This window comes from Pseudomonas donghuensis (assembly GCF_000696345.2).
Taxonomy (GTDB): domain Bacteria; phylum Pseudomonadota; class Gammaproteobacteria; order Pseudomonadales; family Pseudomonadaceae; genus Aquipseudomonas; species Aquipseudomonas donghuensis.
On sequence record NZ_CP071706.1, the window covers coordinates 5,223,682 to 5,237,637 of the forward strand.

Here is a 13,956-nt window from a genome sequence, read left to right on the forward strand (position 1 = left end):
AATATTCATTTCTAAGCTTTGACGTAAGGTGGTGGAGCCAAGCGGGATCGAACCGCTGACCTCCTGCGTGCAAGGCAGGCGCTCTCCCAGCTGAGCTATGGCCCCAACAAGAAACTGGTGGGTCTGGGCAGATTCGAACTGCCGACCTCACCCTTATCAGGGGTGCGCTCTAACCAACTGAGCTACAGACCCAGTTAAGAGCTGTTACCGATATCGTCTTCTTCAATGAATCAAGCAATTCGTGTGGGAGCTTATAAGACAGCTGATGTCTGTCGATTAAGGAGGTGATCCAGCCGCAGGTTCCCCTACGGCTACCTTGTTACGACTTCACCCCAGTCATGAATCACACCGTGGTAACCGTCCTCCCGAAGGTTAGACTAGCTACTTCTGGTGCAACCCACTCCCATGGTGTGACGGGCGGTGTGTACAAGGCCCGGGAACGTATTCACCGCGACATTCTGATTCGCGATTACTAGCGATTCCGACTTCACGCAGTCGAGTTGCAGACTGCGATCCGGACTACGATCGGTTTTGTGAGATTAGCTCCACCTCGCGGCTTGGCAACCCTCTGTACCGACCATTGTAGCACGTGTGTAGCCCAGGCCGTAAGGGCCATGATGACTTGACGTCATCCCCACCTTCCTCCGGTTTGTCACCGGCAGTCTCCTTAGAGTGCCCACCATAACGTGCTGGTAACTAAGGACAAGGGTTGCGCTCGTTACGGGACTTAACCCAACATCTCACGACACGAGCTGACGACAGCCATGCAGCACCTGTGTCAGAGTTCCCGAAGGCACCAATCCATCTCTGGAAAGTTCTCTGCATGTCAAGGCCTGGTAAGGTTCTTCGCGTTGCTTCGAATTAAACCACATGCTCCACCGCTTGTGCGGGCCCCCGTCAATTCATTTGAGTTTTAACCTTGCGGCCGTACTCCCCAGGCGGTCAACTTAATGCGTTAGCTGCGCCACTAAAATCTCAAGGATTCCAACGGCTAGTTGACATCGTTTACGGCGTGGACTACCAGGGTATCTAATCCTGTTTGCTCCCCACGCTTTCGCACCTCAGTGTCAGTATGAGCCCAGGTGGTCGCCTTCGCCACTGGTGTTCCTTCCTATATCTACGCATTTCACCGCTACACAGGAAATTCCACCACCCTCTGCCCTACTCTAGCTCGCCAGTTTTGGATGCAGTTCCCAGGTTGAGCCCGGGGATTTCACATCCAACTTAACGAACCACCTACGCGCGCTTTACGCCCAGTAATTCCGATTAACGCTTGCACCCTCTGTATTACCGCGGCTGCTGGCACAGAGTTAGCCGGTGCTTATTCTGTCGGTAACGTCAAAATACTCACGTATTAGGTAAGTACCCTTCCTCCCAACTTAAAGTGCTTTACAATCCGAAGACCTTCTTCACACACGCGGCATGGCTGGATCAGGCTTTCGCCCATTGTCCAATATTCCCCACTGCTGCCTCCCGTAGGAGTCTGGACCGTGTCTCAGTTCCAGTGTGACTGATCATCCTCTCAGACCAGTTACGGATCGTCGCCTTGGTGAGCCATTACCTCACCAACTAGCTAATCCGACCTAGGCTCATCTGATAGCGCAAGGCCCGAAGGTCCCCTGCTTTCTCCCGTAGGACGTATGCGGTATTAGCGTTCCTTTCGAAACGTTGTCCCCCACTACCAGGCAGATTCCTAGGTATTACTCACCCGTCCGCCGCTGAATCGAAGAGCAAGCTCTTCTCATCCGCTCGACTTGCATGTGTTAGGCCTGCCGCCAGCGTTCAATCTGAGCCATGATCAAACTCTTCAGTTCAATACTGCTTGGGTTTTGAGAAAACCCTAAACTTGGCTCAGCAATCTCAAATGACTTACTTTCAAATCTTTCGATTTTTCGTGTAGCCACTTGTGATGCTGATAATCTTTTTGACTATCAGTCTGAGCTCACAAGCACCCACACGAATTGCTTGATTCAGTTGTTAAAGAGCGGTTGGTTAAGAGCTTTTCGCCTCAACCGAGGCGCGCATTCTACGCTTTCCTCAGAGCCTGTCAAGCGTTTATTTTGAAGTTTTTCAGAATTTCTCTTTCAACTTCAACCACTTGACTCGCTGCGATCTCTCGTCAGCGGGAGGCGAATTCTACAGCGTTTCAAACCGCTGTCAACCGCCTTTTTCACCGCTGCCGATCTTTCGATCGAAGCCCTTCCGGATGACCCTGGAACCGCTAACTCTTTGAAACTCAAGGAGTTTTCAGTTCCGACTGCGCCGGAAGTGGGGCGAATTATAGAGAGATTAAATCGGGCGTCAAGGGTTGATTTCAAACTTTCTCAAATCAACCGCAAAACGCCTTTTGCCTATATATAGAAGGAGCTCTTACTCTGCCTTCAAAGTAATGCGCGCAAATGCCTTCTTGCCCGCCTGGCACACATGGGTCGCGCCAAGTGCAAACATGAAGTCGCGATCAACCACCGCACCGTCGACTTTCACGGCGCCGCCATTGAGCAGGTCCCGCGCCATCGCCGAGTTCTTCACCAGGCCCGCCCGGTTCAACACAGCAGCGATCGGCAAGCCTTCAGCCGCAGCAACCTCGACATCAGGCAGGTCCTCCGGCAACTCGCCCTCTTTCATACGGTTACCTGCCGCGCGGTGAGCATTGGCGGCAGCCTCCTCACCATGGAAGCGTGCAACGATCTCTTCCGCCAGCTTGATCTTGATGTCACGCGGGTTCGCGCCATTGGCAACATCGGCACGGAACTGCTCGATCTCTTCCATGGAGCGGAAGCTCAGCAGCTCGAAGTAACGCCACATCAAGGTGTCGGGAATCGACACGAGCTTGCTGTACATCACCCCAGGGGCTTCCTGGATGCCGACATAATTGCCCAGCGACTTGGACATCTTCTTCACACCGTCGAGCCCTTCGAGCAGCGGCATGGTCACGATGTTCTGCGCTTCCTGGCCGTAGGCGCGTTGCAGCTCGCGACCCATCAGCAGGTTGAACTTCTGGTCGGTACCGCCGAGCTCGACGTCGCACTTGAGCGCTACCGAGTCATAGCCCTGCACCAGCGGATAGAGGAACTCATGGATCGCGATCGGCTGGTTGGTGGTGTAGCGCTTGTCGAAGTCGTCGCGCTCGAGCATGCGCGCCACGGTGTACTGCGACGCCAGGCGAATGAAGTCGGCCGGGCTGAGCTTGTCCATCCAGGTGGAGTTGAACGCGACTTCGGTCTTGGCCGGGTCGAGAATCTTGAACACCTGCTGTTTATAGGTCTCGGCGTTATCCAGCACCTGCTCGCGGGTCAGCGGCGGACGGGTAGCGCTCTTGCCGCTCGGATCACCGATCATGCCGGTGAAGTCGCCGATCAGGAAGATCACCTGGTGGCCCAGGTCCTGGAACTGACGCAGCTTGTTGATCAGGACGGTATGCCCCAGGTGCAGGTCAGGCGCAGTCGGGTCAAATCCCGCCTTGATCCGCAGCGGTTGCCCGCGCTTGAGCTTCTCGACCAACTCGGACTCGACCAGTACCTCTTCCGCTCCACGCTTGATCAGCGCTAGCTGCTCTTCAACCGACTTCATAACAGACCCGTAAGGCTCAGATTCAAAGGGACCCAACCATACAAGATCAGCCATCAAATACAAGTTTTTGCCCCGAGTGTGACCTCGAAGCCGACTGATGACGTCTGCGCGCTTGCGCTGAAGGGGATTTGGTTATATTTTATACAGTTATTTCATCTTCATCATGTCATTCATCTTTTCCACTTCATCTATTTCAAAGTCAATTCATCTATGACCAACGAACCGCCTAAAGCGCCCCCGCTTTATCCGAAGAGCCACCTGTTGGCCGCCAGCGGCATCGCCGCCTTACTCAGCCTGGCCTTGCTGGTGTTTCCATCCAGCGAGGTCGAAGCCAAGAAGACTACCCTGAACCTGGAGCTGGAAAGCCCGGCCGAGCAACTCAAGCAGGAACAGGACGCCCCACTTACCCAGAACACCGATACCGCCCCCTCGCCGTTTGCGCAGATCGACAACAGCGCTACGCCAACCGAGGAAACCGCCAAGGCCGAGCCCGCGCCTGCCGCCGCCGAAGCCGCGCCGGCCAGCAAAGACCCAAGCCACCGCGAAGTTACCGTGAGCCGTGGCGATACCCTGTCGACCCTGTTCACCAAGGTCGGCCTGCCAGCCACCGCCGTGCATGAAGTTCTGGCCAGCAACAAGCAGGCCAAGCAGTTCAGCCAACTCAAGCATGGCCAGGTGCTGCAGATCGAACTGGACAAGGACGGCCAGCTGGCCAGCCTGCACAGCAAGCTCAGCGACCTGGAAACCATTCGCCTGACCAAGAGCGCAAACGGTTACGCGTTCAACCGTGAGATCAGCAAGCCGGTGATGCGTTCCGCCTATGTTCATGGCGTGATCAAGAGCTCGCTGTCGGCCTCGGCCCAGCGCGCCGGCCTGAATCACAACCTGACCATGGATATGGCACGTATCTTTGGCTACGACATCGACTTCGCCCAGGATATCCGCCAGGGCGACGAATTCGACGTGATCTACGAACAGAAGGTCATGAACGGCAAGGTCGTCGGCACCGGCAATATCCTGTCCGCACGCTTTACCAACCGCGGCAAGAGCTTCACCGCGGTGCGCTACACCAACAAGCAAGGCAACACCAACTACTACACCGCTGACGGTAACAGCATGCGCAAGGCGTTCATCCGTACCCCGGTTGATTTCGCCCGCATCAGCTCGCGCTTCTCGGCTGGCCGCAAGCACCCGATCCTGAACAAGATCCGCGCCCACAAAGGCGTCGACTATGCAGCACCGCGCGGCACGCCGATCAAGGCAGCCGGTGATGGCAAGGTCCTGCTCGCGGGCCGCCGCGGCGGTTATGGCAATACCGTGATCATCCAGCACGGCAACCGCTACCAGACGCTCTACGGGCACATGCAGGGCTTCGCCAAGGGCGTGAAGACCGGCGGCACCGTCAAGCAAGGTCAGATCATCGGCTACATCGGCACTACCGGCCTGTCCACTGGCCCACACCTGCATTACGAGTTCCAGGTCAACGGCGTGCACGTCGATCCGCTCGGGCAGAAGCTGCCAATGGCCGACCCGATCGCCAAAGCCGAGCGCCAGCGCTTCCTGCAGCAAAGCCAGCCGCTGGTAGCGCGCATGGACCAGGAAAAGGCCACCCTGCTCGCCTCGAGCAAGCGCTAGGCAATGCCGCTCTATCTTGGTGTGATGTCCGGGACCAGCCTCGATGGCCTGGACATCGCCTTGATCGAACAGGAGCAGCAGCTCACGCTGCTCGCCACTCATTACATCCCCATGCCCGCCAGCCTGCGCCAGGACCTGCTGGAGCTGTGCGCTAGCGGGCCTGACGAGATCGCCCGCGCGGCCCTGGCAGAGAACCAGTGGGTACGCCTCGCAGCCGAAGGCATCCAGCACCTGCTGGCCACCCGTAACCTCAAGCCCGAGGCCATTCGCGCCATCGGCAGCCATGGCCAGACCATCCGTCACGAACCGGCGCGCGGCTTCACCGTGCAGATCGGCAACCCGGCCCTGCTGGCCGAGCTCACCGGCATCAGCGTAGTCAGCGACTTCCGCCGCCGTGATGTTGCCGCCGGCGGCCAGGGCGCACCGCTGGTACCGGCCTTCCACGAAGCGCTGTTCGCCCATCAGGGTCAACGCCTGGCAGTGCTCAACGTCGGCGGTTTCAGCAATCTGAGCCTGATCGAACAGGACAAGCCCGTCAGCGGCTTCGATTGCGGGCCGGGTAACGTGTTGCTCGATGCCTGGATCCAGCAGAAGCAGGGGCACAGCTATGACGCCGATGGCGCCTGGGCTGGCACTGGCCAGGTGATCCCCGGTTTGCTCGCGTCTCTGCTAAGCGATCCGTTCTTCGCTGGCAGCGGACCGAAAAGCACCGGTCGCGAGGTGTTCAACCTGCCTTGGCTGCAACTGCACCTGACGTCTCAACCGAGCTACAGGGATGAAGACGTGCAGGCCACCCTGCTGGAGTTGACTGCGCGCAGCATCGTCAGCTCGCTGCAGGCGGCACAGGACGACACCCAGGCGGTGCTGGTCTGCGGTGGCGGCGCGCACAACAGCGTGCTGATGCAGCGCCTGGCAACCCTGCTGCCCAACGCCCGGGTCAGCAGCACTGCGGCGTGCGGCATCGACCCTGACTGGGTTGAAGCCATGGCCTTCGCCTGGCTGGCCCACTGCTGCCTGGAGCATATCCCCGCCAACCGCCCCAGCGTCACTGCTGCCCGTGGCCTGCGAGTACTGGGCGCGATCTACCCGGCATAAACCGCAGATAGCAAAACGCCGCGCATCGGCGCGGCGTTTGCGGTACTGCCCTTGCAATCAGATCGAGAACGAAGAACCGCAACCACAGGTCGTGGTGGCGTTCGGGTTCTTGATGACGAAACGCGAGCCTTCCAGGCCTTCCTGGTAATCCACCTCGGCTCCTGCCAGGTACTGGAAACTCATTGGATCGACGACCAGGGCCACGCCTTCGCGCTCGACGATGGTGTCGTCTTCGGCAACGTCTTCATCAAACGTGAAACCGTACTGAAAACCCGAGCAACCGCCGCCGGTCACGAATACTCGCAACTTCAGGCGATCATTGCCTTCTTCATCGACCAGGGTCTTCACCTTGTGCGCTGCACCCTCAGTGAACTGCAATGCCACGGGGGTGAAGGATTCGACGCTCATGCTGACTATCTCCCGGCGCTATGCCGCCATAATGCGTGATGACGCGCATTATCCGCTTCTCCGAGAAAAGCGGTCAACAATACAAAAGCTGCAAGCGGCTGGCTGCAAGCGATAAGCGGCTCGCGTCCGGCTCTGACATGCAGCTTGAAACCTGCCGTTGGAGGCTTAGGGCAGCAGGCCGGCGTGGGAAAGCCCCATGCGTTCGTCCAGGCCAAAGAGGATGTTGAGGTTCTGTACCGCCTGCCCCGACGCGCCCTTGACCAGGTTGTCGATCACCGACAGCACCACCACCAGGTCGCCGCCTTGCGGACGGTGCACGGCAATCCGGCAGACGTTGGCGCCGCGCACGCTGCGGGTTTCCGGGTGGCTGCCAGCCGGCATTACGTCGACGAACGGTTCATCGGCATAGCGCTTCTCGAACAGCGCCTGCAGATCGACCGAGGTATCGGCGACGGTGGCATACAGGGTCGAATGGATACCGCGGATCATCGGCGTCAAGTGCGGCACAAAGGTCAGGCCGACATCAGTACCAGCCGCCCGGCGCAGGCCCTGGGTAATCTCCGGCAGGTGACGATGGCCCTTGACCGCATAAGCCTTCATGCTCTCGCCCGCCTCACAGAACAGCGAACCGACCGCCGCGCCACGACCGGCGCCGCTGACACCGGACTTGCAGTCGGCAATCAGGCGCGAGGCATCGGCAATGCCAGCTTCGAGCAGCGGCAGGAAGCCCAGCTGGGTGGCGGTAGGATAGCAACCCGGCACGGCGATCAGGCGCGCCTGGCGGATCTGCTCGCGATTGACTTCAGGCAGGCCGTACACCGCATCCTTGAGCAGATCCGGCGCGCCGTGAGGTTGGCCGTACCACTTGGCCCATTCATCGGCGTCCTGCAGGCGGAAGTCCGCGGACAGGTCGATGACCTTGGTGCCAGCGGCCAGCAGCTCGCCCGCCAGGGCATGGGCAACCCCGTGCGGGGTGGCGAAGAACACCACGTCGCAGGCGGCCAGGGTCTTCACGTCTGGCACGCTGAAAGCCAGGCCATCGTAGTGGCCGCGCAGGTTCGGATACATATCGGCAACCGCCAGGCCAGCCTCGGAGCGCGAAGTGATCACCGCCACCTCGGCCTGTGGATGCTGTGCCAACAGACGCAGCAGCTCGACCCCGGTGTAACCCGTGCCGCCAACGATACCGACCTTGACCATAACGCGTGCCCCTTATCAACGAACCAACAGGAAAGCCCACGATAATAGGGGCGCTGAAACACGCCTACAACTGTTGCGATGGCCCGCAAGCCCCCTAGCCTCTACTATCTGACGACCGTGAACCCTGAAGGAACTCAACCCCATGCTTTTTCTCTGGATCAAAGCGCTGCATATCGTCAGCGTGGTCTGCTGGTTCGCCGGCCTGTTCTACCTGCCGCGCTTGTTCGTCTACCACGCGCAAAGCCAGGACAGCACCAGCCAGGAGCGCTTCGTGATCATGGAGCGCAAGCTGTACCGCGGGATCATGCTGCCGGCAATGATCGCCAGCCTGGTCTTCGGCATCTGGCTGCTGAGCCTGACGCCCGGCTTTCTCAGCCAGGGCTGGATGCACGCCAAACTGACCCTGGTGGTGTTGCTGGTCGGTTACCACCATATGTGCGGCGCGCAGCTCAAACGCTTCGCCCGTGGCGAAAACAAACGCAGCCACGTGTTCTACCGCTGGTTCAATGAAGTACCGGTGCTGGTCTTGCTGGCCGTGGTAATTCTGGTGGTGGTCAAACCGTTCTAACCTAAGCCCATAATCAGCCTCGGGAAACCTGCCATGTCATTGCCTGCCCTGCTCGAACAACGCTTGCGCCTGCCGGTCGTAGCGGCACCGATGTTTCTGATCTCCAACCCGCAGCTGGTGCTGGCCTGTTGTGCCAACGGCGTGGTCGGTAGTTTCCCGGCGCTGAACCAGCGCGACAGTGCCGGTTTCGAGGCCTGGCTGGAGGAGATCGAAGCCGGCCTGACGGCCCTCGACAAGCCTGCGCCGTACGCAGTCAATCTGATCGTGCATCAGAGCAACCCGCGCCTGCAGGCGGACCTGGCGCTGTGCGTCAAGCACCGGGTGCCCATCGTCATCACCAGCCTGGGGGCCGTCAAGGAGGTAGTTGATGCCGTGCAGAGCTACGGCGGCCTGGTGTTTCATGACGTGACCACGCGCCGGCATGCCGAGAAAGCCGCCGAAGCCGGCGTCGATGGCTTGATTGCCGTAGCCGCCGGCGCTGGCGGGCACGCCGGGACCTGGAGCCCGTTCGCGCTGATCGCCGAAATCCGTCAGTTCTTCAGCAAGACCCTGTTGCTAGCTGGCTGCATCAACCGCGGCCATGAAGTGCTCGCCGCACAGTTGCTGGGGGCAGACCTGGCTTACCTGGGCACGCGCTTTATCGCCACCCATGAAAGCCTGGCGCCGGGACCCTACAAAGAAATGATGCTTGAAGCCAAGGCAGCCGATATCATCCACACCGCTGCGGTTTCCGGGGTACCTGCAAGCTTTATGCGCCAGAGCCTGGAAAACGCCGGTTTCGACATGACCGCCCTGCGCACCCATACCGAAACCAAGCTCAAACCCATCGACGACGAGGCCAAGGCCTGGAAGACCGTCTGGTCTGCCGGACAAGGTGTCGGTGCTATCGACCAGTTGTGCTCGGTCGAGCAACTGATTACCCGCCTGGATGCCGAGTACCGCCAGGCGCATGCCTCGGCCACAGCCCTGAGCCGCCACTGGCCGGGCTGATTCACGCGTTATCAAGGCAAAGGAAGCCCGCATGAACAACACCCTCACCTTCGCAAACGAACTGATGAGCCCGCAAGGCCGAATCGGTCGGCTCCGCCTTCTGGCCTGGAGCCTGGGTTTGATTGCGGCCACTGTAGCCTGCGCGCTGCTGCTGGGTTGGGTGACCAGTGCAGTGTGGAAAGACGCTGCCGCACTGTTCCTGATTGCTGCCCTTATCGCTCGAATCATGAGCATGATCTTCTTCGTCAAGCGCCTCCACGACCTGAACTGGAGTGGCTGGTTCTGCTGGGCAGTGTTGTTGCCCTGGGTCGGCAATTTCCTGCTGCTGCTCCTGCTGGTGATGCCTGGCAATCGAGGCAACAATCGCTTCGGACCTGCCCCGCCGCCCAACAGCATGGCCGTCGTTATTCTGGCCTCGATGTGGCTGGTGGTGATCGTTGGCGCAGTGGTGTTGACCGTGTTCCGGCCCGGTATCTGAATCACACCGGCAGCACCTCACGCCCGCTACCTGTAAACTGCGCACTTTGGCCACTCTTCCCGACTGGAGAACTGCATGACCCGTTACGCCATGATCACCGGTGCCTCCAGCGGCTTAGGCCTGGCACTGGCCGAGGCGCTGGCACGTCGGGGACGCAATCTGATCCTGGTGGCCCGCCAGCGTGACCCGCTGGAAAGCATCGCCATCGAGCTGACCCAGCGCTTTGGCGTCGAAGTGCTGTTTCGTGCCTGCGACCTGGGCGAGCCGTTGCGCCTGTCGGGGTTTCTGCTGGAGCTGGAAGAAAGCGAGCGGCATATCGACCTGCTGGTCAACTGCGCCGGCATCCGTTCCTACGGCCACTTCCTGGCCCAGGAGTGGAGTGATGAACAGGACCTGATCGAGGTGAATATCCTGGCCTTGACCCGCCTTTGCCACGCCCTGGGTAATGCCATGGCGGTTCAGGGCGGCGGGCAGATCCTCAACGTTGCGTCCCTCGCCGCCTTTGCCCCGGGCCCCTGGATGAGCAGCTATGCGGCGAGCAAAGCCTATGTGCTGCACTTTTCCGAAGGCCTGCGTGAAGAACTCAAGCGCACCGGCATCAAGGTTTCGGTGCTCTGCCCAGGTCCCGTGCGCTCGCCGTTGCGGCGCATCCCACGGTTGGAGAAAGGCCAGCGCAGCCTGAGCCCCGAGGAAGTGGCGCTGTATACCGTTCGCGCCCTGGACAAGAACCGCGCCCTGATCATCCCTGGCCGCCGCAACCGCTGGCTGGCCTTCAGCCCTCGCCTGTTGTCGCGCTGGGTAACGCGCAAGCTGGCCGGCGCCATCAACCAGGCCTATTGCCCCCGCTAGTAGCACAGGGCTGGGCGCACGCGCCTGGCCTGCGTACACTCAAGTCCGATTACTCTCATGGAGCAGCCGTAGTGGATACTCTGTTTACCAAGATCATCAACCGGGAGATCCCGGCCAGGATCATCTACGAGGACGACCAGGTTCTGGCCTTCCACGATATCGCCCCGCAGGCACCGGTCCATTTTCTGGTTATCCCGAAAAAACCGATCCGCACCCTCAACGACCTGACCGAAGCAGACAAAGGCCTGGCCGGGCACCTCCTCTTCACCGCTCAGCGGCTGGCCAAGGAACTGGGCTGCGAAGAAGGCTTTCGCGTGGTCATGAACTGCAATGAGCAAGGTGGGCAGACCGTCTACCACATTCACATGCACGTGCTTGGCCAGCGTCAGATGCACTGGCCACCGGGCTGATCCAGGGCAAGCCCCGGCATCGCGATTGGGGTAAACTGTCGGGCACATTCTTGCGGAGGTGCCCGATGGCTACCGAACGTCACTATTCCCCGCTCGACCGCTTGTTGCTGCAGGCCGACACCGCCATGCGCACCTTGCTGCCCTTCAGCGGCCAACCTGCCCGACCGTCACCGGCGATCATCCAGCCGGACGTTACCCTGGACGAAACGCAAACCCGCCATGTGGCCGGGCTCATGCGTATCAACCATACCGGTGAAGTCTGCGCCCAGGCGCTCTATCAGGGCCAGGCCCTGACCGCCAAGTTGCCTCAGGTGCGCAAGGCCATGGAGCACGCCGCCGAAGAAGAGATCGACCACCTGGCCTGGTGCGAGCAGCGTATTCGCCAGCTTGGCAGCCACCCCAGCGTGCTCAACCCGCTGTTCTACGGCATGTCCTTCGGTATTGGCGCCTTTGCCGGCCTGGTCAGCGACAAGGTTAGCCTGGGCTTTGTCGCCGCCACCGAGCATCAGGTGTGCAAGCACCTGGACGAGCACCTGGAGCAGATCCCGGCCGAAGATGAAAAGTCCCGTGCGATTCTTGAACAGATGCGTATCGACGAAGAGCAACATGCCGAGTCCGCCCTGGATGCGGGCGGCTTTCGCTTCCCGGCGCCAGTGAAGTTCGGCATGAGCCTTATGGCCAAGGTCATGACCAAAAGCACTTATCGTATCTAGGACAGTCGATGACAGAGCGCTTCGATGCCAAGGACCTGGCCCGCGCAGTTAGCGCCGGCGTTCTGAACCCGGGCCAGGACCAGGCCCTGCTTGAATTTCTCAAGCGCCAGCCACAAGCCCAGGCCAGCTTTCAGCTGGCCCATGTGGCGTTTTACTTCGGCGCCCTGCTGATCATGGCCGCCATGGGCTGGTTGCTCAGTGAAGCCTGGATGCGCATCGGTGACAGTGCCCTGCTGCTGCTTGCCCTGGTGTACATCGGCGCGCTGACCCTGGGTGGTTTACTCCTGCAACGCCGCGGCCAACTGATCCCCGCCGGGGTACTTGCCGCGGTGGCGGTGAGTATCGTGCCGCTGGCGGTGTTTGCCGTGGAACGGCTCAGCGGTTTCTGGCCGCTGGACGATGCCCAGGGCAACTACCATCACTACTACACCTACGTGCAGGGCGGCTGGCTGCTGATGGAAGCGGCGACAGTACTGGTCGGCTTGCTGATGCTGCGGCTGATCCCTTTCCCGTTCATCGTCATGCCGATCGCCGTGGCCTTGTGGTTCATGTCCATGGACTTGAGCGAATGGTTCTACGGCGAAGCCTTCGACTGGACTCAACGGCGCACGGTGTCGCTGTGGTTTGGCCTGGCGATGCTGCTGGTGTTCCTGGTGATCGACGGCCGCACCCGACAAGACTATGCGTTCTGGGGTTATCTGGCCGGATTGCTGGCATTCTGGCTCGGCTTGCCGCTGCTGGACACCGACAGTGAATGGGACAAAGCCCTGTACGGCCTGATCAATCTCGGCCTGATGGGCATTGCGGTACTGCTGCGCCGGCCGCTGTTCATGGTCTTTGGCGGCATCGGCGTGGCAATGTACCTGGGCTATCTGTCTTACCAGGTGTTTGCCGAATCGCTGCTGTTCCCGGTGGTGCTGACCTTTATCGGCCTGGGCGTGATTGGCCTGGGCCTGCAGTACCAGAAACACCGCGAGAATCTGAGCAGTTGGCTACGGGCACAACTGCCGGAGGGTATGCTCAATCTATTGCCAGGGCTGCGTCGCTGATGCTCAGGCTGTTTTGTGTTCGCTTGTTGCAAAGCCTGGGTCTGGCGCTGGTGGCCTACCTGTTCGTGTGCCTGATGACCGCCAGCATGAGGGAGGAGCCCTTCAGCCTGACGCTGCCAGAAATCTCCCAACCTGATGGCAACAGTGCTGTCGATCTGCTGTTGTTCTCACTGCCAGGGCAACTGCTGTTCGTGTTGGTCGGCTGTTTTATCCTCAGGCGGCGACTGCTCGGTAGAGGCTTTGTGCTGTTCGCCGCGCTGACGGCCTTGCTGCAATGCCTGCTGTTTGCCAATGCCTTTGGCAATACCTGGAGCACAGCAGAAATCTTTGGCTTGCTTGGCTTTAACCTGCATTGGTTAGTGGTGGCGCTGGTTCCAGGGTTGGCCTGGTTGTTTGGGTTGGAGCGCCTGCGCGGTTAACCTGATCGCGGGTCAAGCCCGCCCCCACAACCCGCAGGAGCGGGCTTGCCCCGCGATGGCTGGCCATCAACCGAGCTCGACGAGCTCGTAGCTGTGGGTGATCTCGACACCAGCCCGGCCGAGCATGATCGAAGCCGAGCAGTACTTCTCTGCCGACAGCTCGACCGCACGCTTGACCTGGGCCTCTTTCAGGCCACGGCCCTTGACCACGAAGTTCAGGTGGATCTTGGTGAACACCTTCGGGTCTTCACTGGCGCGCTCGGCTTCAAGGAAGGCTTCGCAGCTCTCCACCGCCTGGCGGGATTTTTTCAGGATGCTGACCACATCGAAGTTGCTGCAGCCACCCAGGCCCAGTAGCAGCATTTCCATGGGCCGCACACCCAGGTTGCGACCACCGGCCTCGGGCGGGCCGTCCATCACGACCACATGGCCGCTACCCGATTCGCCCAGAAACATGGCTTCACCTGCCCACTGGATACGCGCCTTCATTACCTGGACTCCCTTGTTCGAAAAAAGGCTGCCAGCTTAGACCCTGCGGGCCCGGTGGAAAAGCTCAAGCGCACGACTAAATC

At 60.1% G+C, this 13,956-nt stretch carries 14 protein-coding genes, 2 tRNA genes and 1 rRNA gene; 10 read left to right on the forward strand and 7 right to left on the reverse strand.

Annotated elements, in window-relative coordinates:
- Positions 1–29 precede the first annotated feature (29 nt).
- The 4 genes from BV82_RS24315 to tyrS all read right to left on the reverse strand — a co-directional run bounded on the left by BV82_RS24315 (position 30) and on the right by tyrS (position 3,570).
- Positions 30–105: transfer RNA gene (locus tag BV82_RS24315), tRNA-Ala, on the reverse strand.
- 10 nt (positions 106–115) lie between these two features.
- Positions 116–192, reverse strand: a tRNA-Ile gene (locus tag BV82_RS24320).
- An 85-nt stretch (positions 193–277) separates the two neighbouring features.
- Positions 278–1,814: ribosomal RNA gene (locus BV82_RS24325) — 16S ribosomal RNA — on the reverse strand.
- A 556-nt stretch (positions 1,815–2,370) separates the two neighbouring features.
- Entirely contained in the window at positions 2,371–3,570 is a 1,200-nt protein-coding gene (gene tyrS / locus BV82_RS24330) for a tyrosine--tRNA ligase (protein ID WP_010221482.1), read from the reverse strand.
- Between the two features lie 210 nt (positions 3,571–3,780).
- Between tyrS and BV82_RS24335 the strand changes: the two genes are divergently transcribed.
- Together BV82_RS24335 and BV82_RS24340 are read left to right on the forward strand one after the other, a co-directional pair.
- Positions 3,781–5,205: a peptidoglycan DD-metalloendopeptidase family protein gene (locus BV82_RS24335; RefSeq protein ID WP_010221481.1), complete on the forward strand. Its 1,425-nt coding sequence runs from the start codon at positions 3,781–3,783 to the stop codon at positions 5,203–5,205.
- A 3-nt stretch (positions 5,206–5,208) separates the two neighbouring features.
- Positions 5,209–6,300 carry an anhydro-N-acetylmuramic acid kinase gene (locus BV82_RS24340; RefSeq protein WP_036995073.1) on the forward strand — a complete coding sequence of 364 codons (1,092 nt, stop codon included), beginning with the start codon at positions 5,209–5,211 and terminating at the stop codon, positions 6,298–6,300.
- 57 nt (positions 6,301–6,357) lie between these two features.
- Here the strand turns inward: BV82_RS24340 and erpA are convergent, their stop codons facing one another.
- On the reverse strand, positions 6,358–6,708 hold the full coding sequence (gene erpA, locus BV82_RS24345; RefSeq protein ID WP_010221479.1) for an iron-sulfur cluster insertion protein ErpA: 351 nt from the start codon (positions 6,706–6,708) through the stop codon (positions 6,358–6,360).
- 165 nt (positions 6,709–6,873) lie between these two features.
- Positions 6,874–7,908: an N-acetyl-gamma-glutamyl-phosphate reductase gene (gene argC, locus BV82_RS24350; protein ID WP_010221478.1), complete on the reverse strand. Its 1,035-nt coding sequence runs from the start codon at positions 7,906–7,908 to the stop codon at positions 6,874–6,876.
- Positions 7,909–8,050: 142 nt separating this feature from the next.
- On the opposite strand from argC, the gene hemJ reads away from it, so the two are divergent.
- The 8 genes from hemJ to BV82_RS24390 all read left to right on the forward strand — a co-directional run bounded on the left by hemJ (position 8,051) and on the right by BV82_RS24390 (position 13,384).
- Positions 8,051–8,476 (forward strand): protoporphyrinogen oxidase HemJ, encoded by a 426-nt coding sequence (hemJ, locus tag BV82_RS24355; protein ID WP_010221477.1) that lies wholly within the window; start codon positions 8,051–8,053, stop codon positions 8,474–8,476.
- A gap of 33 nt (positions 8,477–8,509) precedes the next feature.
- Positions 8,510–9,466 carry an NAD(P)H-dependent flavin oxidoreductase gene (locus tag BV82_RS24360; protein ID WP_036995072.1) on the forward strand — a complete coding sequence of 319 codons (957 nt, stop codon included), beginning with the start codon at positions 8,510–8,512 and terminating at the stop codon, positions 9,464–9,466.
- A 31-nt stretch (positions 9,467–9,497) separates the two neighbouring features.
- A complete protein-coding gene (locus BV82_RS24365) occupies positions 9,498–9,944 on the forward strand; it encodes a DUF805 domain-containing protein (protein ID WP_010221475.1) in 447 nt (148 codons plus the stop codon).
- Between the two features lie 75 nt (positions 9,945–10,019).
- Positions 10,020–10,793 (forward strand): SDR family NAD(P)-dependent oxidoreductase, encoded by a 774-nt coding sequence (locus BV82_RS24370; RefSeq protein ID WP_010221474.1) that lies wholly within the window; start codon positions 10,020–10,022, stop codon positions 10,791–10,793.
- Positions 10,794–10,864: 71 nt separating this feature from the next.
- The gene (locus BV82_RS24375) at positions 10,865–11,203 is read left to right on the forward strand and encodes a histidine triad nucleotide-binding protein (protein WP_010221473.1); all 339 of its coding nucleotides are present in this window, start codon (positions 10,865–10,867) and stop codon (positions 11,201–11,203) included.
- Between the two features lie 65 nt (positions 11,204–11,268).
- Positions 11,269–11,916, forward strand: a complete 648-nt coding sequence (gene coq7 / locus BV82_RS24380; protein WP_010221472.1) for a 2-polyprenyl-3-methyl-6-methoxy-1,4-benzoquinone monooxygenase — start codon at positions 11,269–11,271, stop codon at positions 11,914–11,916.
- A gap of 8 nt (positions 11,917–11,924) precedes the next feature.
- On the forward strand, positions 11,925–12,965 hold the full coding sequence (locus tag BV82_RS24385; RefSeq protein ID WP_036995070.1) for a DUF2157 domain-containing protein: 1,041 nt from the start codon (positions 11,925–11,927) through the stop codon (positions 12,963–12,965).
- Positions 12,966–13,015: 50 nt separating this feature from the next.
- On the forward strand, positions 13,016–13,384 hold the full coding sequence (locus BV82_RS24390) for a hypothetical protein (RefSeq protein WP_237716724.1): 369 nt from the start codon (positions 13,016–13,018) through the stop codon (positions 13,382–13,384).
- A gap of 66 nt (positions 13,385–13,450) precedes the next feature.
- On the opposite strand, the gene BV82_RS24395 is transcribed toward BV82_RS24390, so the two are convergent.
- Positions 13,451–13,873, reverse strand: coding sequence for an OsmC family protein (locus tag BV82_RS24395; protein WP_036995068.1), 423 nt, complete (start codon positions 13,871–13,873; stop codon positions 13,451–13,453).
- Positions 13,874–13,956 lie beyond the last annotated feature (83 nt).

Coding starts and splice junctions, on each gene's coding strand:
- tyrS (WP_010221482.1), bottom strand. CDS start 3,570: ATGAAGTCGGTTGAAGAGCAGCTAGCGCTGATCAAGCGTGGAGCGGAA.
- BV82_RS24335 (WP_010221481.1), top strand. CDS start 3,781: ATGACCAACGAACCGCCTAAAGCGCCCCCGCTTTATCCGAAGAGCCAC.
- BV82_RS24340 (WP_036995073.1), top strand. CDS start 5,209: ATGCCGCTCTATCTTGGTGTGATGTCCGGGACCAGCCTCGATGGCCTG.
- erpA (WP_010221479.1), bottom strand. CDS start 6,708: ATGAGCGTCGAATCCTTCACCCCCGTGGCATTGCAGTTCACTGAGGGT.
- argC (WP_010221478.1), bottom strand. CDS start 7,908: ATGGTCAAGGTCGGTATCGTTGGCGGCACGGGTTACACCGGGGTCGAG.
- hemJ (WP_010221477.1), top strand. CDS start 8,051: ATGCTTTTTCTCTGGATCAAAGCGCTGCATATCGTCAGCGTGGTCTGC.
- BV82_RS24360 (WP_036995072.1), top strand. CDS start 8,510: ATGTCATTGCCTGCCCTGCTCGAACAACGCTTGCGCCTGCCGGTCGTA.
- BV82_RS24365 (WP_010221475.1), top strand. CDS start 9,498: ATGAACAACACCCTCACCTTCGCAAACGAACTGATGAGCCCGCAAGGC.
- BV82_RS24370 (WP_010221474.1), top strand. CDS start 10,020: ATGACCCGTTACGCCATGATCACCGGTGCCTCCAGCGGCTTAGGCCTG.
- coq7 (WP_010221472.1), top strand. CDS start 11,269: ATGGCTACCGAACGTCACTATTCCCCGCTCGACCGCTTGTTGCTGCAG.
- BV82_RS24385 (WP_036995070.1), top strand. CDS start 11,925: ATGACAGAGCGCTTCGATGCCAAGGACCTGGCCCGCGCAGTTAGCGCC.
- BV82_RS24395 (WP_036995068.1), bottom strand. CDS start 13,873: ATGAAGGCGCGTATCCAGTGGGCAGGTGAAGCCATGTTTCTGGGCGAA.